This window comes from Streptomyces sp. SN-593 (assembly GCF_016756395.1).
Lineage (GTDB): Bacteria > Actinomycetota > Actinomycetes > Streptomycetales > Streptomycetaceae > Actinacidiphila > Actinacidiphila reveromycinica.
Genome location: NZ_AP018365.1, coordinates 7,838,499 through 7,858,195, shown reverse-complemented (window position 1 = coordinate 7,858,195; position 19,697 = coordinate 7,838,499). Strand labels below are relative to the sequence as shown.

Here is a 19,697-nt window from a genome sequence, read left to right as displayed (position 1 = left end):
GATTCAGCCCCTCGCGGTCAGCCGCTGAGCGCAGTGCCGCCGTCGTGCCGCGGGGCGCTGCCCAGGTGTACCCCCACCCGCTTGACCAGCAGGGCCATCTCGTAGGCGACCTGGCCGACGTCGGAGTCCGCGTCGCTCAGCACCGCCAGGCAGCTACCGTCGCCCGCGGCGGTGACGAAGAGGAACGCGTCGTCGAGTTCCACGATGGTCTGCCGGACCCGGCCGGCCTCGAAGTGCCGGCCCACGCCCTTGGCCAGGCTGTGGAAACCGGAGGCGACGGCGGCGAGGTGCTCGGAGTCCTCGCGGGTGAGCCCGTCGGACGCGCCGATGGACAGACCGTCCCCGGAGAGCACCAGCGCCTTGCGGATGCTGGCCACGCGGGCGACCAGATCGTCAAGGAGCCAGCTCAGCTCACGTGTCGCGCTGGATGGTGCCGTCATCGGCCGTACTCCTCAGGTGTTGTTCGCGTGTCAGGTGTCGATGTGTCGTCGTCGGCCGGCGCCGGGTCGAGGTCGGCGGAGCGGCCGCGCTGCCAGCCGCGCTGGAGCGATGCCATCCGGTCGCGCACCTCCTCGGCGGAGCGCTCGCGCGCCGCGGTCTCCCGCGCCTGCCGGTCGGACCGGGTCGTGTCGACCCGCAGTTGCGGCGCCAGGTTGGCCTGCCGGACCCGGCGCGGGAGCACTGTCCCGCCGGCGGCGTCCGGCGCGGGCGCCGGGGGCGCGGGAGCCGGCGCGGCCGTGTGCGCGGCGGCCGGGGGCGGGGCGGCGTGGCGCCCGGAGCCGCGGGGGGAGGGCGGCTGGGCCTCGCCCGCCGGCGGAACCGGCCGCACCGGGGGCAGGGGCTGCGCGGCGGGCGCGGACGTCGTGCTCCGGGACGGCGGCGCGTCCTGCTCCCGGCCGTGCCCGTGCCCCTCGCCGTGTCCTCGGCCCCGGCCGTCCTCCGGCTGCTCCGCCCGGCCCGCCGGACGGGGCGGCCCCGGCTCCTGCGCGTCCGGCCCGGCGGGGGGTTCGGACGCGCCGTGGCCGGCCGGCTGCGGCGGGTCCCCGACCGGGTGGCCGTGGTCGGTGACGAGCACCGGCGCGCTGCGCCGCCGGCGCCGCGGCAGGCCGAAGGAGGTGCCCCCGGTCTCCTCGGCGGGCTGCGGTGCGGCCGTCCCCTCCGCGTGCGCGGCGTGCTCCTTCTGCGGTTCGCCGCCGGCGCCGTCCAGTCCCCACTGCCGGAAGGTGTGCTCGGTGTCGCCGCCGAACGGCCGGTCGCCGGCGGGCGTCGGGACGGCGTCGGGGGCCTGGTCGGGCGCGAGGTCCAGGCGGGTCGAGCCGGTGTCCGGCTCGCCGGTCTCGGTGAGCAGCGCGGCCGGCACCAGCACCACCGCGGTCGTGCCGCCGTACGGGGACTGGCGCAGCGAGACGCGGACGCTGTGGCGCTGGGCGAGCCGGCTGACCACGAACAGGCCGAGCCGGTCGGTGTCGGACAGCTCGAACTCGGGGGTCTCGGCGAGCCGGAGGTTCGCCTCCAGCAGCGCGTCCGGGGTCAGGCCCAGGCCCCGGTCGTCGACCTCCAGCACGAAACCGTTGGCGACCGGCTCGCCGTGCACCCGTACCTGGGTGTGCGGGGGCGAGAACACCGCGGCGTTCTCGATGAGTTCGGCGAGCAGGTGGGTGAGGTCGGCCACCGCGGCGCCGGCCACGGCCAGCCTCGGCAGCCGGCGGACCTCGATCCGCTCGTAGTCCTCGACCTCGGCGACGGCGGCGCGCACGACGTCCATGAGCTGCACCGGCTTGCGCCACTGGCGTGAGGTCGCCGCGCCGGAGAGGATGACCAGGCCCTCGGCGTGCCGCCGCATGCGGGTGGTCATGTGGTCCAGCTTGAACAGGTCCGCGAGTTCCTCGGGCTGTTCGGTACGGCGTTCCATCGCGTCCAGCATCGTCAACTGGCGGTGCAGCAGCACCTGGCTGCGGCGGGCGAGGTTGACGAACACGTCGGAGACGCCCTTGCGCATGTCGGCCTGGCGCACCGCCGCCTCGACGGCCGCGCGCTGGAGCACGTTGAGCGCCTGGCCGACCTGGCCGATCTCGTCGTCGGCGTACTCCAGCCGCGGCACCTCGGTCTCGATGTCGACCTGCTCACCGGAGGCGAGCCGGCGCATGACGCGCGGCAGCCGGGTGCCGGACAGCTCCTGCGCCTCGCGGCGCAGCGCGCCCAGGTCGCGGATCAGGCCGCGGCCGATCCGGACCGACACGAACAGCGAGGCGATCACCGCGATCAGGCCGAGGCCGCCGGCGAGCGCGGCCTCCACCACGAGGTGGGTGGGCACCGGCGCGGCGCTGTCGGTGAAGTCCTGGACGACCTGCTGGTCCAGCTTGTTGACGTCGGTGATGGCGGTGCCGGCCACCGTCGGCCAGGACTGGTGCGCGGCGATGATCGGCGCGTCGTCGGTGGTGGCGGCCGACACGGCGTCCTGCGCGGCACGCAGTTGCTTCCCGGGACCGCTCTTGAAGAACGCGTCGAACCGGTCGCGGTCCGCCTTCGACAGTTCGGGGACGTTGTCGTCGTAGTAGCCGCGCTCCAGGGCGACCGCCGAGGTGAAGGCGTTCAGTTCGGCGCGGCTCATGTGGCCGGTACTGATCGCCGCGCCCATCAGGGCGTCCTCGCGGCTGGTCTGCTCCTCGGCGCGGATCACTCCGATACCGGCGTTGCGCTGCGGCTCGAAGCTGGTGTTGTCGATCAGGTAGAGGCTGTCGCAGAACGCGAAGGCGGGCGCCTCGAACGTGTTGTAGCCCGCGTACGTGTCCTCGCGGGAGATGTGCTGGTCGTCGACCTGGCGGCGAAGTCCGGCCAGCCCGCCGACGACCTTGAAGAAGTCGTCGAGGTGGCCGCGCGCCTGGGAGTTGAGGTCGCCGTCCATGTGGCCGTCGGTGAGGTGGCTGCGCAACTGAGCAATGGCCGAATCCGTCACCTGGCCCTGCTTCTCGAAGGCGGTCCGCGCCTCGGAGTCGCGGGTGTCGGCGATGTACAGCAGGGCGGCCTTCCGCTCCTGCTGGACGCTGCCCAGCGCGTTCTGCAGCGGATAGAGCACGTTGTTCGCTATTCGCTGGGGATCGGGCCGTCCGAACACCGCCCTGCTCGTGATCGTCGCGGCAAAGACCCAGATGGCGGTGAGGGACACCAGCGGGATCAGCAGCAGCGCCACGATCTTCCGGCGGATCGTCGTACCGCGAAAGCGCATGGCCTCCCCAACGTCTCACCCCGAAACGGGGATCGGTCCGTACCGTACAAACGGCGTGAGCCTACTACTGGATCAGTGACAACTCGAAAGTGCGTCCGGAGGGTTGACCGGGTCTGGCCGGAAAGTGCCACCCGTTCGGGTGAAGGATCGGGCGGAATGCGCATGGACGTTTCGGGGCAGGGACCCTCTATGGAGTTCGAAAGCCGATCAATGTGGGAGGACCAGTCCGTACCGACCCCGCGGATGCCCGACCCGGTACGGGCCGCGGCGGTGCGTGCGGTGCTGATCTCCGCGGTCGCGCTCACCGAGGCGTTGACCAGTGTGCTGCTGGCCGCCGGCGACTCCTGGCTGAGCGCGCCGATGACGCTGGCCACCGTCCTCACCAGCGTCGTCGCGAGCTGGGCGGTGCTCGACGTGTGGGTCACCCGCCAGGTGTGGAACCAGCGCAACGGCGTGGTGTCCAGCCCGAGCAGCGCGGCGCGCGCCCTGCGCCGGGAGCGCCGCCGCGAGCGCCGTGCGGCGCGGGCCGCCGCCCGCCGCCGTCCCGGTCCCCCGCCGCACATACGCGGTGGGCCGGTCCACCGCGGCGGCCCGGCGCACCCCCGCGGGGTGTGAGTGCCCCGGGCAGGACGGCACCCCCCGGCAGGGACGCCGTCCTGCCAGCGCCGTCAGATCTCCGCCGTCAGGTATCCGCCGTCAGATCTCCGCCGGGCGGCGGAACATCCGGGTCGCGGTGATCTCCCCGTGCACCTGCTCGCCGCGTGGATCGGGCACCGGCAGCCCGGGCCGCAGGTGCTCCTCCACGCTGATGTACTTCAGGCCCGCCCGCAGGTCCGCGTCGTTGCGCAGCCGCACCACGAGCGGGAACTCCGCGAGCGCGGTCGTGTCGAACAGGCCGGTGGTGTAGAGCAGTTGCACGCCGAGCGCGTCGGCCACCGCGCGCTGGAGCTCCAGCAGGTAGGTGGCGTTGGCCCGGCCGATGGGGTTGTCCAGGAACAGGGTGCCGGCGTGCCGCTGGCGGTCCCTCCCCCGGTCGTTGCTGCGCAGCGCGGCCATCGTGCAGTACAACGCGATGGCGGCGGTGAGGAGTTGCCCGCCGGAGAACACGTCGCCCATCTGCCCGACCGGCACCCGCTCGGCGCGCAGCACCGCGTCGGGCTTGAGGATCTCCACGGCGACGCCGCGGGGTTCGAGGGCCGCCCCGACGCCGCGCAGCAGCAGGGTCATGCCGTCGCGCCGCAGGTCTGAGTTCTTCCGGACGGCGGCGCGGGTCGCCTCGTCGATGACCTCGCCGAGCCGGTCGGTGAGCAGGGCGTGGTCCGGGTCGTCGAAGCGGATGCGCAGGAACTCCTGGCCGGACCACTCGCCGAGCCCCTCCGGCAGCCGGGAGAGGCGCTGCGCGGAGCGGAGCGTGGCGAGCGAGGACTCGACCAGGCCGCGCAGCCGGTCCACGATGCTGTCCCGGTTGCGCTCCAACTGGTCCAGCTCGTCGGTCAGGACGCGCAGCCGGGGGGCGAACGCCGCGGCCCACGCCGCGGCGTGCTCCGGCAGCGAGGAGGCCGGCAGCTCCCTGATCTGCTGGCGGGCCGGGGTGCGGACCTGTTCGTAGCGCACGGCGTTGGCGTGCCGGATCAGCACGTCGGAGGCGTCGCGCAGGTGCGCGTCGGCGGTCGACAGGTCGGCGGCGCAGCCGCGCAGGCCGCGGCGGGCCTCGGCCGCGGCCTGCCGGGCCTCGGCCAGGTCGCCGGGATACGGCTCCGGCTCGTCGTCCTCGGCCGCCGTCTGGGGGCCGTCGCGCAACAGGTCGCGCAACAGGGCGGCGGTCTCGTCGAAGCCGCTCCCCGCGTCCTCGGCCGCGCGGTGCGAGCGGACGATGTCGGCGTGCGCGGTCCTCGCCTGTTCCAGCTCCTCCTGGTGGGTGGCGAGTTCGGCGTTCGCGGCGCGCAGCAGTTGCTGGGCGTGGTCGGCGTCGCGCGGGGTGAGGGCGTCGGTCAGCGCCGCGTGCGCGTCGCCGTCGTCGGGGGCGAGGCGTTCGGCCTCGGCGCGCAGCCGGCCGAGCTGCTCGCTGGCGGCGGACTGGCGTGACTCCAGGGTCTGCACCAGTTGCTCCGCGCGGCCGGCGGCGGCCTGCCGGGACGGCCCGTCGGAACCGTCGGGGCCTTCGAGGAGCTGCGCCGCGCGGGCGCGGACCTTGTTGCTGAGGCGTTCGAGTTCGGCGAGTGCCGCGTTCTCGGTGCTCTCCGCGCGGGCCTGTTCGGCGCGCAGGTCGGCCCCGACCCCGACCTGCTCGTAGACCTGCGAGGCCGCGCGGTACGCCTCGCGCAGCGCGGGCAGCGAGGAGGCGGACGGCTCCCGCGGGTCCGGTTCGGGGGTGTCCTCCGGGGCACCGGCGATCTCCGCGCGTTCGGCGCGCAGCACCCGCGCGGTACGGCGGGCGTCGTCGGAGGCGCGCTGGGCGGCCCGGCGGTCCTCGTCGGCGGCCCGTGCCCGGTCCAGGCAGGTCTCCGCGCGGGCCTCGGCCTCGGCGGCGTCGGCGGTCAGTTCGCGGGCCCGGCGCTGCCAGTTGGCGCGCTCGCGCAGCCGGTGGGCGAGCCCCGCGAGCTTGTCGGCGCGGCGGCGGGCCTGTTCGGCGGCCGCCCTGCGGGCGTCGTGGTCCGCGCCGGCCTCGGCGGCGGCGGCGTCGGCCTCGGCACGCTCCTCGCGCGCGGCCGCCAGGTCGGCGCGGGCTTCCTCGGCGGTGTCCTGGGCGGCGGCGACCTCGGCGGCGAGTTCCGCCAGGCGCCCGGGCGGGCAGGACGCGCGCCAGGACGCCAGGCGCGCGGACAGGGTGCGGTCGTGCGCCAGCCGGGCGGCGAGCGCGCGGATCTCCTCCTCGCGGGCGGCGGCGCGCCCGCGCAGTTCGCGGCGCTCGCCGTCGGCGGCCATCTCGTCGTGCATCGCCGGGTTCGGCGGGACGAGGAACACGTCGGAGTCGGTGCCGCCGGGCGGCGGGGCCAGCAGCGCCGCCGCGGTGCCGACGGCGACCGTGGACCTCGGCAGCAGGGCGGCCTGGGCCAGGGCCTCGCGGGCCCGCGCGTAGGAGTCGGGGTCGGTCACCACGACCCCGTCGACCAGCTCCGGACGCGCGGCCATCACGGCGGCGTGGTCGGCCGGCGCGACGGCCTGGGCGAGGTAGCGCCAGCCCGGCAGCGCGGGGACGCCGTGCTCGGCCAGGAACTCCACGGTGGCCAGCACGTCGGGGCCCGGCGGCAGCAGGCCGCCGTCACCGAGCGCGCCGAGGATGCGCGCGTCGTCGGCGGCTGCCGTCCGCAGCTCGAACATCTGCCGCTCGGCGGTGGCCACCGCGTCCTCGACGAGTTCGCGCAGCGGCTCCGCGAAGCGGTCCAGCTCCTGCGCGCTCAACGGCCCCTCGCCCTGCCGGGCGCCCGGGCCCTCGCCCGCGTCCGCGCCGGCAGGCGCGGGTCCCGCTCCCCCGCCCGCCGGGTCCGCGGCCGGACCCGTTCCCGAGGAAGCGGCCGAGGAGGAAGAGGACAAGGACGCCGGGGACGAGGGGGACGGGGACGCCGGGCCGGCGAAGGCGCCCGCGGCGCCCCGCTCGCCGAGCCCCAGCAGCGCCAGCGCCCGCGGATCGGTGGTCAGGGCCGCGGTGGCGTCCAGCGCCGCGCGATGGGCGGTGGCGGCGGCGGTGAGCGCGTCCGTGGCGCGGGCCGCGGCGAGTTCGGCGCGGGCCTCGCCCGCGGCGGCCTCGCGGGCACGGGCGGTCGCCGCGGTGGCGGTGCCGGCGGCGGCGAGCGCCAGGGTCTCCGCGGTGCGCTCCGCGTCCGCGGCCGCGAGTGCGGCCCTGGCCGGGTCGGCGTCGGGCGCGGTGTCGTCGAGCCACCCGGCGCGTACCGCCTCGGCGGTCTCCTGCTCGACCTCGGCGAGGCGCTGCCCGAGGTGGCCGCTCTCGCTGCGGGCGCGCTGCGCCTCGGTGGCGGCGGCGGTGGCGTCACGGTGGGCGCCCTCGGCGAGGGTCTGGAGCCCGGCGGACCGCTCCTCCTCGTCGTCGGCCTGGCGCTCGGCCCGTACGGCGGCGCCCTGCAAGGCGCGCACCAGCTCGGCCGCGGCCTGCGTACGGGCCGCGAGCGCGGGCGCGGCGTCGCGTTCGGCGGCGCGGATCGCCTCGGTGACCCGCGCCAGCCGGTCGCCCGCGGCGCGGTGCCGCAGGACGGTCTCGGCGGTCTGCCACGCGGCGTGCAGGGTACGGGCGTCGGTCAGCTCGCGGCGCAGCGCCGCGGCGCCCTTCTCCGCGCCGGCCAGCGCGAGTGAGGCGTGCCGGTAGGCGAGTTCGGCCGCGATGCGGGCGCTGCCGGCCCTGGCCTGCTCGGTGTCGGTGACCGCGTGTGCGGCGTCGGCCATGTCCTGGGCGAGTTCGGCGGCCCGGCCGCGCTCCTGGCGGGCGCGGGCGGCCAGCCGGCGGGTCAGCACGCGGGTGCGGCGCTCGGACTGGGCGTGCACCCCGCGGGCCTGGTCACGCACGGCGGCAGCCCCGACGATCCGGTCGAGCAGGTCGAGCGAGCCGGCGGTGAAGTCGCGTTCGGCGGTGAGTTCCGCGCGGCGGCCGAGCTTGCCGGCGAAGCCGTGCACCAGGTCGGCGAGGCCGTCGGTGTCGCGGGTGTCGGTGACCGCGCGCAGCAGCAGGTCGGTGAAGTCGGAGTCCTTCTTCACCGCGAACAGTCCGGCCGCCTCGCCCTCGTCGGCGTTCATCTCCCGCTGGTAGCGGAAGAGTTCGGGGTCGAGGCCGAGGTCGCCGAGGTGCTCGTTCCAGCGGTCGTGGATCTCCTCCCAGACGACCTCCAGGTGCGGGTACGCCTTGCCGGCCTCGGTCAGCGCGTCGCGGAAGCCCTTCATGGTGCGGCGGCGGCCGCGGGCGCCGGACGTGCCCTCGACGGGGGGCCGGACCGCGGTGGCCTCGGCGACCGGCAGCGAGTCCAGGCCGAGGCCGGGACCGGGGCGGAAGGAGTACCACGCCTCGGCGAACTTCCGCGGGTCGGACGAGACCTGCCGGCCGCGCCACTCGCTGACCTTGCCGACCACGACCAGCTCGCCGGTGAGGGTGTGCTGCCACTCCAGGGCGACGTGCCCGCAGTCCTCGGCGAGCAGGAACTTGCGCAGCACGCCGGAGCTGGCCCCGCCGAGGGTGTTGCGGTGGCCCGGGAGCATCACCGAGAAGATCAGTTTCAGCAGTACCGACTTGCCGCCGCCGTTCTCCAGGAAGAGGACGCCGGCGGGGGCGGGGCGGCGCGGCGGTCCGGTCGGCTCGTCGGTGAAGAAGTCCCCTTGCGCGGGCGCGGGCTGGGGCACGGGCTCGCCGACCCCGCGCAGGTCGAGAACGGTGTCGGCGTACCGCGCGCCGGCCGGCCCGATCGAGTAGAGGCGCAGTCGGGAGAGCTCGTACATGCGGGGGGCTTTCGTGGTCGGGGCTTCGGTGGGTGGGCGGATGCGGGCCGGGGCGCCGGCCGGATGCGGGCGCGGGCCGCGGACGGGCGGGCCGCGGTCCGGGCCGCGGTCAGGTGGCGGCGTGGAAGGGCAGCCCCGCGTCCGCGACGAGGTCCGCGGCCTCCCCGTCGGCGGCGGGGACCAGCGTGGCGGTGCCGTCGCCGACCGGCACCACGCCGAGTTCGAGGAGTTCGGCCATGGCGGCGCTGCCCGCCATGTCGCGCACCTGGAGCTGATAGCGGGCGGTGGTGCGGTAGGTGCCGCCGGACTCGTCGCCCGTACGGTGCAGGAAGCCGGAGTCGACGAGGAAGGCGACCGCCTTGCCGATGATGCCGGTGGTCGAACTCGCCAGGCGCCGGGCGTCCTTGGTGGCCCCGGTGGCGCTGCGCCGGGTGTAGACCCGCCAGGCCGCTTCCAGGCCCGGGGCGTCGCTGGCCGGGTCGGTGTTCTCGCCGCTCTCGTCGGCGCGCTCCTCCAGCCGGCGGCACGCCTGCCGGACGAAGGCGTCCACGCCGTGCACGGTGATCCGGCCGACGTATCCGTCGTCGGCCAGGTCCTCGGGGCGGGGGAAGGCGAGCGCGGCCGCGGCGAGGTGGGCGAGGCCGTGCAGGAAGCGGTCACCGGAGTCGGACGCGGCGCGGCGGGCGTAGTCGCCCATCCGGACCGCGAAGACCGAGTCCTCGCCTGCCGCGACGGCCATGCCCGCCCGCGGCGACACCTCCAGGACGACGAGGCCGAGCCCGGCCGCCACGGCGTCGGCGAGCCGGGCGAACGCCGGGTCGTCGCGGTGGCGGCGGACCAGTTCCGCGTACTCCACGTCCCGGGCCGGGACCAGCTTGGGCTGGAGACCGAACCCGACCAGGCGGGCGGCGTCCGCGACGTCGCCGGGCACGATCGGGGCCGGCGCGTCCGGCTCGCCGGGCTCCCGGGTGTCGTCCTGCCGATCGGTGATCACGTGGTGCGTTCCTTCTGGTGCCGGGGGTGGTCGATGGCGGAGGAGGACCCGGGGGCGGCCGGGGGCCGGAGGGCGGTACGGGGTCCGGCCGCGCCGTTGGCCGGGGCCGGGCGGCGGCCGCGGTCAGCCCTCATGGGCGGCGCCCCCCGTGAGCCGGGCGGTGCCCAGGACGAGGTCGGCGCCGCCGAACTCGGAGTCGTCGAGCACGGTGCCGTCGTCCACGGCGAACAGCAGCCGGGGTTCGCCCTGGCGGTGGGCCGTGCCGACCGGCGGGGACGCGGCGTGGATGGCGAGGAGCGCGACCAGGTAGGGCAGGTCCGGGTCCTGGCGGCGCGCTTCGGCGAGCAGGCCCGACAGCCGGCGCGGGGCGTCGTGCGGCAGGTCGAGCAGGGCGAGCGCGGACTCCAGTTGCTCGTCGCTGAACCGGGAGTCGTCCGGGGTGGCGACGAGGTCCGGCTCGGGCATCTCGGCGCCCAGGTGGTCGCGTTCGACCGGCGGGGTGAGCAGCAGGTCGACCAGGTCGGTGACGCGTACGGCGCCGGGAGTGCGCAGGCCGGTGCCGCGGGCGAAGAACGCGTCGGTGACGCGGGACGCCTGCTCGACCGGCAGCGGCAGCAGCGGAGCGACGAGTTGGCCGTACAGGTCGAGTCCGGCGCGGGCGGGGGGCGCGGCGAACGCCTGCCGGTCCTGCTCGGCGCGGAAGAGCGGCCCGGCCTCCAGCAGCCGGGACTGCAGCTGGGTGTGGCGGCGGATGCAGTCCTTGACGATGTCCACGAGCTCGGCGGCGCGCCGCTTGTGCTCGGGCTCCTCCGCCTCGTCGCGCGCCTTGCGGATGTTGGTGAGGATCGCGTTCTCGTGCCGGTAACGGTCGGCGACGTGGTCCAGCGCCTCGGCGATCATGTCGGGGACCTGGCGCAGCCAGTCGACCGCCCGGACGTTGCGCCGGGTGGCCTCCAGGGTGCGGCGCAGGGTCTCGGCGTACTGCACCGTGCGGTAGCGGGCCTGCTCGGCGGCGAGTTGGGCGTCGGCGAGGCGGCCGCGGCTGATCAGCACCTCGAGTTTGACCTCGGCGGCGATCTGCGCGCTGGTGACGTCGGTGTCCAGCGCGCCGACCAGGACGTTGACCGCCTCGTCGGTGGTGCGCAGGTACACGCCGCCGCCGGGGCCGGCGACCTCCTCGATCAGCTTGAAGTCGTAGTCCCGCCGGACGTAGGCGCCGTCGGCGCCGAACGTGCCGTAGACGGCGCGGAACCCGCGGTCGGCGCTGCCGACGTTGATCAGGTTCTCCAGCACCCAGCGGGCCACGCGTTCGTGCTCGGCGTGGGCACGCGCGGGGGCCTGGGCGGCGACGCGGGGCAGCAGCCTGGCCACTATCTGGTCGTGGTCGGCGCCGGTGTCGAAGTCCATGTTGAGGGTGACCAGGTCGATCGCGGCCAGCGCCACCTCGGCCATCGCGTACACCGAGTACGCCCCGGCGAGGTTCGCCTTGCGGGTGTCGAGGTCGTGCAGCGGCGCGGTGCAGGCGAGCGCGCGCAGCCGGCGGGCCAGCCCCTCGTCGGCCGCCGGCCCCGGCGCGGGGCGCGACGCACCCGGCAGCGGCTGCGGCCGCTGCCGCGACTGCTGCGGCGGAAGGTGCGGGACGGTCGTGGTCACGCCCCCACACTAGGCGGTGCCACCGACAACTCACGAAACGGCACGGATGCGTACGGGGCGGGCGGTGCGCGACTCGTGCCCGGGCGAGCTGCCATGATCGTCCCACGGGCATCGGCGGGCCGATGCGAGGCGACGGACCCGGGCGGATCATCATGGCGCAGGCAGCGGTGGCGCGAGGCGCGATCGACCTCAACGCCGACCTCGGCGAGGGCTTCGGCCGCTGGCGGCTGACCGACGACGAGGCGCTGCTGTCGGTGGTGACGAGTGCGAACGTGGCGTGCGGCTTCCACGCGGGCGACCCGGCGACGATGCGGCGGGTGTGCGGGCGGGCGGCCGAGCGCGGGGTGCGGATCGGCGCCCAGGTCTCCTACCGCGACCTGGCGGGTTTCGGGCGGCGCGCGATGGACGTGCCCGCGGACGAACTGGCCGCGGAGGTCGCCTACCAGATCGGCGCGCTGGAGGTGTTCGCGCGGGCGGAGGGCGCGGTGGTGGCGTACGTGAAGCCGCACGGCGCCCTGTACAACCGGGCGGTGCACGACGAGGAGCAGGCCGAGGCGGTGGTGGCCGGTGTCCGGCTCGCGGGCGCACTGCCGGTGCTGGGGCTGCCGGGTTCGCGGCTGCTGGCGGCGGCCGGGCGGGCCGGACTGGCCGCGGTGCCCGAGGCGTTCGCGGACCGCGCGTACACCGGCGCCGGCACCCTGGTGTCGCGGCGCGAGCCGGGCGCGGTGGTCGAGGACGCGGACGCGGTGGTGGCCCGTTCGGTCGGACTGGCCCGCGACGGCCGGGTGACGGCGCTGGGCGGGGAGGTGGTGGAGGTGGCGGCGCGCTCGTTGTGCGTGCACGGCGACACGCCGGGGGCGGCACGCCTCGCGGCCCGGGTGCGCGCGGCCCTGGAGGGAGCGGGGCTGCGGATGGAGGCGTTCGCATGAGGACGGGCGAGGGTACGGGCGCGTGTGCCGGCCCGGGTACGGGATCGGGTACGGGCGGCGTGGGTGGGGCCGCCGGCTCCGGTACGGGCGCGGGATCGGGGGACGGCGCTGCTACGGGTCCGGGGGACGTCTGCGGCGGAGGCGCGCCCGCGATCCGCGCGCTGCCTGCCGGAGAGGCGGCCGTCCTGGTCGAGGTGGCGGACGGGGAGCAGGCCCAGGCCCTGCACGCGGAGCTGGAACGGCGGCGCGCGGCCGGCGAGTTGGGAATGGTGACGGAGGTGGTCCCCGCGGCCCGTACGGTGCTGGTCGACGGGCTCGCCGACCCGCGGGCGTTCGCGGCGGACGTGGTGCGCTGGCGGGTGCCCCCGCTGGCGCCCGCCGCCACGGGTGCGGTCGAGTTGGCCGTCCGCTTCGACGGACCGGACCTGGCGGAGGTCGCGGACCGGTGGGGCATGTCGCCGGCGGACGTCGCGGCGACCGTCACGGGGACCGCCTTCCGGGTGGCGTTCTGCGGGTTCTCCCCCGGCTTCGGGTATCTCACGGGTCTGCCGCCGGAGTTGGCGGTGCCGCGCCGGGCCAGCCCGCGAACGTCCGTGCCACCGGGCTCCGTCGGCCTCGCCGGACCGTACGCGGGGGTCTATCCGCGGGCGTCGCCGGGTGGTTGGCAGATCATCGGGACGACGGACGCGGTGCTGTGGGACGCCGGCCGGGACCCCGCGGCGCTGCTCGCGCCGGGCACCGCGGTCCGTTTCACCGCCGAGGACGCGGTCGGACCCGCCGCGGCACCGGCGGCCGGGCGGTGAGCGGCGCCGTGCTGACCGTCGAACGTGCCGGCGCCCTGACCACCGTCCAGGACCTCGGCCGGCCCGGGTACGCCCATCTCGGGGTGCCCGCCTCCGGCGCCCTGGTCCGGGCGGCCCACCTGCTGGCGAACCGCCTCGTCGGCAACCCCGGTGCCGCGGCCGGGTTGGAGACGACGGTGAACGGCTGCGCGGTGCGCGCCTCGTGCCCTGTCGTCGTCGCGGTGACCGGCGCCGCGTGCCCGGTCCGGGTGGACGGCCGCCCCGCCGCCTGGGGCGTCCCGGTGCGGGTGCCCGCCGGTGCGGTCCTCGACGTGGGGACGGCGGAGCGGGGCGTACGCGCCTACGTCGCGTTCGCCGGGGGGCTCGACGTGCCCGCGGTGCTGGGGAGCCGTGCGACCGACCTGTTGTCGGGGCTGGGGCCGGCGCCCTTGTCCGACGGCGCCCGACTCCCCCTCGGCGAGAGCCGGTTCGGCCCGCCGCCGTACACAGGGGACGTACTGCCGTACGGCGGGATCGGCGCCGAGGTGGTGCTTCCGCTGCTGCCGGGGCCGCGCGCGGACTGGTTCGCGCCCGGCGCGGTGGGCGCCCTCGCCCGCGGCCGCTACACGGTGTCCCCCGCATCCAACCGGATCGGCCTGCGCACGCTCGGGCCGCCCGTGGAACGGCTGCGGCACGAAGAACTCCCCAGCGAGGGAATGGTGTCGGGCTCCGTCCAGGTCCCCCCGGACGGGCGGCCGGTCGTCTTCCTCGCGGACCACCCCACCACCGGGGGCTACCCGGTCATCGGTGTCGTCCCCGCCGCGGCGCTCCCCGCCGCGGCCCAGGCCGCCCCCGGCACCCCGCTGCGCTTCGCCCCCGCCGTACGGACCCCCCGCTGAACCGCTCCCCGCGATCGGTGCCACCCGTGCGCCCGTACGAACCCGCGGGTGCGGGTGCGGGGTCGTCCTCCCGGGAACGACCGGACCGTCCCGTCCGGGAGCTGCTTGGACGGGACGATCCGCCTATGACCAGGGGCGCTTGCGTTCCAGGGCCACCAGGGGGCAGTTGAGGGCTGCCGCGATCTTGGCCAGGGTGGGCGGGGTGGCGTTGCGCCAGCCGGACTCGATCTCGCCCATCAACTGTTCGGAGATCCCCACGGCGGCGGCCAGGCCCCGCTTGGTCAGGCCGGCTTTCCGCCTCGCCCAACACACCGCTTCCGGTTCGTGGTTGAGCCGCCTTGGACGGCGCCGGGCCGATCGAGGACCGTCGTCTTTTCTCCCTCCGCTCACGTGGCCGGTTCCGTCGGCGTGCGGTGGCGGGTGTCCCAGTCCTCGCGGATGGCGGTGAAGGCGGGGCGGACGTGGTGGTCGAGGTAGTCGGTGCAGGCACGTAAACGCGCGACGAGCGCGGCGAGTTCGGCCGGGTCCTGGCACGTGACCGTGTCGTCACGCGTGATCTGGACGTTCAGGACGGGGAAGAGCGGACCGTCGTCCCGATCCTGTGCGGTTTCGGCGTGGGGTCGGCACTCGACGGAGCAGAAGAACGGCACGTACCCGGGGTCGTCGGCGTCGTACTCCGGACCGGCAAGGGGGCCGGTGACGTCCACGAAGTGGAAGTAGTGCAGGACGTCCGCCAGCGTCACGTTGAGCAGCCCGGGATCGACGTCGCTCGTGCTCGGGTCCTCATGCGCCCACGCCGGCAGGTACCCGTACGCCGTGATGCCGTTGGACGTGGAGATCCGCCACGTGCGCGCCGGGCCGGACGTGCGTAAGGCCGCAACGGCGACCACCGTGTCAGCGCTCACGACGCCGTACCACCCTCCGCCGCGGTGCTCCCGGTGTGCTCGCTCAGCACGGTGCGCAGGAATGCCAGCGACTCCACCGGGGTCAGCGCCGCGTCGCGCACCACGTCGTACGCCAGCCGCAACGGCTCGACCTCCTCCGGCTCGTCGGCGAAGTGACCGCTCCAACTGCTCTGCGAGTACGCCACCGTGCGCCCGTGGGAGAAGTAGATCAACTCCAGGGAACCGGGCAGCCGCTGCGGTCCCGCACCGAACGGCACCACGTGGAGCAACACGTCCGGCCACTGCGCGGCCTCGATCAGATGCTCCACCTGCTCCGTCCACGTCTGCCGGTCCCGCGCCCCGCGCCGCAGCACGGCCTCGTCGATCAGCGCCCGGTAGTGCAACGGGTCCGGGTCGGTGAGCCGTTCCTGCCGCGTCAGCCGCGCCGCTACCCGCGCCTCCACCTGTTCGGCGCTGCCCGGCCGCGCGGCCCGCACCTGCTCCTCCGCATAGGCGCGGGTCTGGAGCAGGTCGGGGACCGCGCTGATCGCGTACTCCTGGATGCAGGCCGCGACCGCTTCCAACGGCGCCAGCCCCAGGAAGGGGCGCTCCTTCGCCTCCCGCTTCGCCAGGTGCCACAGCCGCACCAGCAGGTCCCCGGTGCCGTACACCCGGTCCAGCGCGGCGGCCGCCTCCACGGTCCCCAGCCGCTGCCCCCGCTCCAGGCGGTGCAGGTACGACTGCTCGTACAGGCACAACTCGGCGAGCTGCACCAGGCTCATCCCCGACTGCCGCCGCCGGTACGCCAACTCACTCGCGTACCACTCCCGTGCCGACAGACTCGTCAGATCGGCGTTCCCCCTTCTCCCGCTACCCGCGCCAATGGTGTTGTCGCTGGCCATTCCGATATCCCTTCCACGGTTCTGTTACTGATGACGGTGCTGCGATACGGCGCCCCTACGCGTAATTGCGCGTAGCAGGCCACCAAGTCCCCCTGTCCGGAATCGAACCGGAGCCGTCAGTCCCTTCCGCGCTCGCGACGGAGCAATGCGGAACAGCCGGGGCGACGCCTGACGGGGTTCCAAGGGGGCCTCAGCGAGCGCAACCAGGGGCGGGACGGATCACCCGCGACGACGAACCCGATCAGCACGCAACGAGTTCCGACGGCCAGGGTGCGGCGGCATCCACGGCCCAAGGAGTCAGGCCCCACCCGACCGTGCGGCGCACCCGCAGCACGCTCCTGTGCGTCTTCGGACAACGCCGCCGGAGACAGGCGATGGGCATCTCTCGCCGTCCTGCCGAACAGCGCTGTAGTTTCCTGCATGTCGATCTGGTGCTCCCTCAACCGGATTCGGATCGGCCACGCCCCGGGACCGTTCACGCGGTCGCCGGGGTCCGCACCCGAAATCCTCAAGGGTGAAACCGGTCGAACCAATCGCGCGGCTCTATACGAGCTCCTATATTCGGAGCTATGGACGCGTCACCGCTTGGGCTTTGGGCCCATCCCGAACTCCGCGCGGCAGCCAAATCCCAGGACTGGGGCGCCGTTTTCCGCAGCTACCGCACGTTGGCCGGACTGTCCCAGACCACATTCGGTGCGCTGGTGGGGCTGGTGCAACCCGACGTGTCCGACATCGAACGCGGACGTCGTCGGGTCACCTCGGCCGAAGTCCGCCGGCGCATCGTTTCCGGCCTCGGCGTACCGGCTGAACTGCTGCACCGTGACGCGCCCGCGCCTGCCACATCTCCGGTACCGGTTCTGGAACTGCCGGGTCCAGGTCCTGATGAGGACCTGTTGGCGCGCGTCACCACTGCTACGAACGCGACGCATCGGGTCGATGCGGCCACTCTTGACTGGTTGGACCGGCTGCTTGCCCAGCACCGGGAGGCGGAGGACCTGATCGGTTCTCGGCCGCTGGACGAGATCATGCGCCAGCAACTGCGCACCGTGGTGAACCTGTATTCCAGTGCCCGAGGACCGACTTCACGCCGCGTGGTGCGCCTTGCAGCGGAGCACGCGCAGTTCCTCGCCTGGATGGCACAGGATCAAGGACGGACCGCTGCCGCACTCGCCTGGTACGACCGCAGCCACGAATGGGCCTTGGAAGCCGAAGACGCGGACATGGCCGCCACCACCCTGTCCATGAAGGCGCATATGGCGTGGTCCGGTGGACGCGGTGACCGCACGGTACGTCTCGCCGAGGCCGCGCGCTGGTCGGCGCCGGGCGCGTCGCTGGGCGTGCAGGGGATGGCCGTGCAGATGGCCGCACGCGGCCACGCGCTCAACGGTGCCGCCGCCGAGGCGCACCGCCTGATCGACAACGCCCAGGACCTGATCACCCGGGCGTCCGAGCACCCCGAGGACGAACCGGCATGGATGTACTTCTACGGGGAGACGTGGTTCGAGTTGCAGCGCGGCATGATCGCCATGCATCTCCACGATTGGTCCGGCGCCGTGAGACGCCTGACCACTGGACTCGCCGCTCTGGACGCGAACTACCAGCGGGACCGCACGTGGTACGGCTCCTGCCTGGCCCATGCCTACGGGGCCGCTGGGGGAATCGCCGAGGCGCTGACCGTCGCCCTCCCGCTTGTCGCGGATGCAGCGGCCGTCGGGCGCCCGCACTCCTGGAACGAGCTTCACCGTACAGCCGCAGTGCTCATGCGCTCCGGGGCGAAGGAGGGACGACAGTTGGTCGACGCGCTGGCCTCGTTCGACTGACCGACACGCGGTGCGCGGCGCGCAGTGGGTCGCTCCGTCGGCGCCCCGGGGGGGAAAGGCTCCGACGGCGGTGGCGGCTCTCGTACGGGCTCGTCGCCGGAACGGGGGTGTCCGGGCCACGTCGATCCCTCCCGAAGGGGAACGCCCCGGGAGCGTGGGGCGCGCAGTTCACGCGGGGGTGTGCCGGGGACCCGGAACCGGCGGGGCGGGACGCGGGCGCGGGCACGGCGCGCGCGGGGCACGTCGGCGCGTCCGGGGGCGCGCCGGAAGGCGCGGTCGGCGGGGGCCGGCGGGCGCGCGGGCGGACTGCGCACGGCACGGCCGGGCGCGCTGGTGCGACAGCGGAGCGCCCGAGTCGGTAGGCTTCCGCCGCCCCGTCCCCACGGGAGTCCGCACGGCCGCCAGGCATGAAACGCCCGGTGGCCGGTAAGGATGCCGGACGGCGTTACACGCCTGGCCACGGAAATCCCGTTGCCATGAGACCCCCCGCACCGGATGCTGACCTCATGTTCGACCCAGACATAGCGCCCAGTGGCACCCTTCTCGGCCTCCTCCAGCGAGGACGCGGGGACGGGCCCCTCCATGCCCTGGCGACCGAGCGCGCGGAGGCCCTCGCCGCCCTGGAGCAGTGCGTACTGCGCGACCCCCGCCTGGACTGGCGGGTCGAGTCGCGCTCCTTGTACTACGCGCGCCTCTACTCCGACCTCGAAGGCCCGCTCGACGGAATCGAACAGCACCTCTTCCATCCGGACGACCTGCTCGTCCCGGACGAGCACCGCTGCGGGCTGGCGCTGTCCGTGCTGGGGCACCTGGCGGGGTACGGCCGCCGCGACGCCCTCCGGCTGCTGCGCCGCTACGCCGCGGCCGGCGGCTGCTGGTCCTGGGCGCTGGACGAGCTCGCCGTACGCGACGACGAGGCGGGGCTGCGCGCGCTCGGCCCGGCCGTGGTGGCCCGCTTCCCCGAGACCGAGGAGGGCGACGCGGAGCTGGCGCTGGCCGTCCGCGAGGCGTACGAACCGCGGCCGTGGCAACTGTGGGCCGAGGACGCCGCCCACCCCGGCACCGCGGCTCGGGTGCGCCGGGCGACCGAGCAGGTGTCCTTCGACCGCTGGCAACGGCAGATGCGGTCCGCCGGGCCCGCCCCCGGGTGGAGCGTCGCGGCCGTGCTGGAGTGGGCCGAGCAGGGCCTGACCCGGTATCCCGCGGTCGAACGCGACCAGCCCGCCGCGCGGTGCCTGGCCTCGGTGGCCGGGCCGGAGGACCGCCCCGCGCTGCTGGAGGCGGCCCTGCGCGGGCCCTCGGCCGCGCGCGCGGCCGCACTGCGCCACCTCGTCGACCGGCGCGACCCCGAGGCGTTCGCCCTCGTGGAGGCGGCCGCGTCCGGCGCCGACGAGCGCGTGGTGCGGGCCGCCCTGGAAGCGTTCGAGCGGCGCGCGGACGAGGAGGCGTGCGCGCGGGCGCGCGGGTGGGCGGGGCGCACCGACGCGCTCGGGTACGCCGCCGCGCGCATCCTGGCCCGACACGGCGGTCCGCGCGACGCCGACCTCGTGCTGGCCGCGCTGCGGCGGGCGGTGCAGGCGGGCGGGGCCGACGCCGAAGGGCTCGACGCGCTGGTCGAGGGGGCGGGGCGGTTGTCGGCGTGCCGGGCCGCGCCGGTGCTGCGGCACCTGTACCGGGAGACGTCGTCCTCGCAGGTGCGCGGGACCGCCGCGCAGGCCCTGGCGGCCACCGATCCCGGCTTCGCGGCCGGGTTCGCGGTGGAGTGCCTGTGGGACTGCGAGGAGAGCACGAGGGAGCTGGCCGCGCGCAAGGCCGCGTCCGGGGACGTCCGGGTGCTGGCGCAGTTGCGGAGGCTCGCCGCGGACCCGGCGGAGGAAGTGGACGTGCAGACGGCGGTGCGGGGGCGGCTCAGCGCGGGGTGACCGCCGGGACCGTCGGCCGCGGGATGGGTGGGGTTCGGCGGAGGGCGCCCGGCTCGCGGACGCGTCGTGGCCGGGCACGCGGTTCCCCGGGCGCGCGGTCCGCGGGACACACCGAGCGCGGCCCCGGGTGCCCGGTTCCGCGGGACGCACCGAGCGTGGCCCTGGATCCGCGGGGCCCACCTTGCACGCCCGCGAGTCCGTGGGACCCGCCGAGCGCGCCTCCGGGTCCGCGGAACGTGCGGAAAGG

14 protein-coding genes are annotated in these 19,697 nt (G+C 75.4%); 6 read left to right on the top strand and 8 right to left on the bottom strand.

Features of this window, described 5'->3' with window-relative positions:
* Window positions 1–17: 17 nt before the first annotated feature.
* The gene (locus RVR_RS33425; RefSeq protein ID WP_202237657.1) at window positions 18–440 is read right to left on the bottom strand and encodes a roadblock/LC7 domain-containing protein; all 423 of its coding nucleotides are present in this window, start codon (window positions 438–440) and stop codon (window positions 18–20) included.
* A complete protein-coding gene (locus tag RVR_RS33420) occupies window positions 437–3,226 on the bottom strand; it encodes a nitrate- and nitrite sensing domain-containing protein (RefSeq protein WP_202237656.1) in 2,790 nt (929 codons plus the stop codon). Before RVR_RS33420 ends, RVR_RS33425 begins: the two co-directional genes overlap by 4 nt.
* 189 nt (window positions 3,227–3,415) lie before the next feature.
* Between RVR_RS33420 and RVR_RS33415 the strand changes: the two genes are divergently transcribed.
* Complete coding sequence (locus RVR_RS33415) at window positions 3,416–3,841, top strand: hypothetical protein (RefSeq protein ID WP_237405121.1); 426 nt, start codon at window positions 3,416–3,418, stop codon at window positions 3,839–3,841.
* 81 nt (window positions 3,842–3,922) lie between these two features.
* Here RVR_RS33415 and RVR_RS33410 read toward each other — a convergent pair whose 3' ends face one another.
* From RVR_RS33410 to RVR_RS33400, 3 genes are all read right to left on the bottom strand, one after another.
* Window positions 3,923–8,665 (bottom strand): coiled-coil domain-containing protein, encoded by a 4,743-nt coding sequence (locus RVR_RS33410; protein ID WP_202237655.1) that lies wholly within the window; start codon window positions 8,663–8,665, stop codon window positions 3,923–3,925.
* A 109-nt stretch (window positions 8,666–8,774) separates the two neighbouring features.
* A complete protein-coding gene (locus RVR_RS33405) occupies window positions 8,775–9,659 on the bottom strand; it encodes a hypothetical protein (protein WP_202237654.1) in 885 nt (294 codons plus the stop codon).
* A gap of 123 nt (window positions 9,660–9,782) precedes the next feature.
* On the bottom strand, window positions 9,783–11,255 hold the full coding sequence (locus RVR_RS33400; protein WP_202239554.1) for a hypothetical protein: 1,473 nt from the start codon (window positions 11,253–11,255) through the stop codon (window positions 9,783–9,785).
* 209 nt (window positions 11,256–11,464) lie between these two features.
* Here RVR_RS33400 and RVR_RS33395 point away from each other — a divergent pair, with 209 nt between their 5' ends.
* The 3 genes from RVR_RS33395 (at window position 11,465) to RVR_RS33385 (ending at window position 13,922) form a co-directional block, all read left to right on the top strand.
* Window positions 11,465–12,241, top strand: coding sequence for a 5-oxoprolinase subunit PxpA (locus RVR_RS33395; RefSeq protein WP_202237653.1), 777 nt, complete (start codon window positions 11,465–11,467; stop codon window positions 12,239–12,241).
* A gap of 152 nt (window positions 12,242–12,393) precedes the next feature.
* The gene (locus RVR_RS33390) at window positions 12,394–13,044 is read left to right on the top strand and encodes a 5-oxoprolinase subunit B family protein (RefSeq protein ID WP_202239552.1); all 651 of its coding nucleotides are present in this window, start codon (window positions 12,394–12,396) and stop codon (window positions 13,042–13,044) included.
* On the top strand, window positions 13,041–13,922 hold the full coding sequence (locus RVR_RS33385; protein ID WP_202237652.1) for a 5-oxoprolinase subunit C family protein: 882 nt from the start codon (window positions 13,041–13,043) through the stop codon (window positions 13,920–13,922). Before RVR_RS33390 ends, RVR_RS33385 begins: the two co-directional genes overlap by 4 nt.
* A gap of 123 nt (window positions 13,923–14,045) precedes the next feature.
* Here RVR_RS33385 and RVR_RS38170 read toward each other — a convergent pair whose 3' ends face one another.
* The 3 genes from RVR_RS38170 to RVR_RS33370 form a co-directional block, all read right to left on the bottom strand.
* Window positions 14,046–14,234: a helix-turn-helix domain-containing protein gene (locus tag RVR_RS38170; protein ID WP_272933124.1), complete on the bottom strand. Its 189-nt coding sequence runs from the start codon at window positions 14,232–14,234 to the stop codon at window positions 14,046–14,048.
* A gap of 74 nt (window positions 14,235–14,308) precedes the next feature.
* Window positions 14,309–14,827, bottom strand: coding sequence for a DUF6907 domain-containing protein (locus tag RVR_RS33375; protein WP_202237650.1), 519 nt, complete (start codon window positions 14,825–14,827; stop codon window positions 14,309–14,311).
* Window positions 14,824–15,708: a helix-turn-helix domain-containing protein gene (locus tag RVR_RS33370; RefSeq protein ID WP_202237649.1), complete on the bottom strand. Its 885-nt coding sequence runs from the start codon at window positions 15,706–15,708 to the stop codon at window positions 14,824–14,826. Before RVR_RS33370 ends, RVR_RS33375 begins: the two co-directional genes overlap by 4 nt.
* A 569-nt stretch (window positions 15,709–16,277) precedes the next feature.
* Here RVR_RS33370 and RVR_RS33365 point away from each other — a divergent pair.
* Both RVR_RS33365 and RVR_RS33360 read left to right on the top strand, forming a co-directional pair.
* The gene (locus tag RVR_RS33365; protein ID WP_202237648.1) at window positions 16,278–17,528 is read left to right on the top strand and encodes a helix-turn-helix domain-containing protein; all 1,251 of its coding nucleotides are present in this window, start codon (window positions 16,278–16,280) and stop codon (window positions 17,526–17,528) included.
* Between the two features lie 506 nt (window positions 17,529–18,034).
* The gene (locus RVR_RS33360; protein ID WP_202237647.1) at window positions 18,035–19,450 is read left to right on the top strand and encodes a HEAT repeat domain-containing protein; all 1,416 of its coding nucleotides are present in this window, start codon (window positions 18,035–18,037) and stop codon (window positions 19,448–19,450) included.
* Window positions 19,451–19,697 lie beyond the last annotated feature (247 nt).

Excerpts from the sequence above, each read along its gene's own strand:
- RVR_RS33420 (WP_202237656.1), bottom strand. The coding sequence starts at position 3,226 with ATGCGCTTTCGCGGTACGACGATCCGCCGGAAGATCGTGGCGCTGCTG.
- RVR_RS33395 (WP_202237653.1), top strand. The coding sequence starts at position 11,465 with ATGGCGCAGGCAGCGGTGGCGCGAGGCGCGATCGACCTCAACGCCGAC.
- RVR_RS33410 (WP_202237655.1), bottom strand. The coding sequence starts at position 8,665 with ATGTACGAGCTCTCCCGACTGCGCCTCTACTCGATCGGGCCGGCCGGC.
- RVR_RS33360 (WP_202237647.1), top strand. The coding sequence starts at position 18,035 with ATGTTCGACCCAGACATAGCGCCCAGTGGCACCCTTCTCGGCCTCCTC.
- RVR_RS33415 (WP_237405121.1), top strand. The coding sequence starts at position 3,416 with ATGGAGTTCGAAAGCCGATCAATGTGGGAGGACCAGTCCGTACCGACC.
- RVR_RS33365 (WP_202237648.1), top strand. The coding sequence starts at position 16,278 with ATGGACGCGTCACCGCTTGGGCTTTGGGCCCATCCCGAACTCCGCGCG.
- RVR_RS33370 (WP_202237649.1), bottom strand. The coding sequence starts at position 15,708 with ATGGCCAGCGACAACACCATTGGCGCGGGTAGCGGGAGAAGGGGGAAC.
- RVR_RS33425 (WP_202237657.1), bottom strand. The coding sequence starts at position 440 with ATGACGGCACCATCCAGCGCGACACGTGAGCTGAGCTGGCTCCTTGAC.